This is a genomic window from Aliivibrio logei (assembly GCF_001691055.1).
GTDB classification, from domain to species: domain Bacteria; phylum Pseudomonadota; class Gammaproteobacteria; order Enterobacterales; family Vibrionaceae; genus Aliivibrio; species Aliivibrio salmonicida.
Genome location: NZ_MAJU01000074.1, coordinates 1 through 408, shown reverse-complemented (window position 1 = coordinate 408; position 408 = coordinate 1). Strand labels below are relative to the sequence as shown.

Annotated in this window: 1 protein-coding gene; it reads right to left on the bottom strand. The window is 35.0% G+C overall.

Annotation, left to right across the window (positions count from 1 at the left end):
• On the bottom strand, positions 1-408 hold a 408-nt coding region (locus A6E04_RS20870), incomplete at both ends, for a RepB family plasmid replication initiator protein (protein WP_139078927.1).

Here is a 408-nt window from a genome sequence, read left to right as displayed (position 1 = left end):
CGTAAAGGCGTATAGCATAACCAGTATTTAAACCGCTAATCTGATCTATTTCATAGCTAGTAAATTGTGCTTCCAGCCTAGTAATTAATGGGATAATAGCTGATGAAAATATTAATTTAACTACAGCTTCTTTTTCTACATAAATGATTTCACTGACCCAACGTGCCTTATGGTTTTGAATATTTCCTTTTTCACTTAGGCTTTGGTAACTGAATCTACGCTCGAATAGGTCATCACAAGCATCTTTAAGGGCTTTGTAAGCCCCATTTCTATGTACGTTAAACTGATTTATATAGCTTTCTGCATGGACAGTTAAAGGGTCATTAGCGTTAATCCCTTTTCCTGATTCTCTAGCCTCAATAATGGCTAAAAGTATTAATCGTTGCTCTACCAAATCTAAGTTATAAC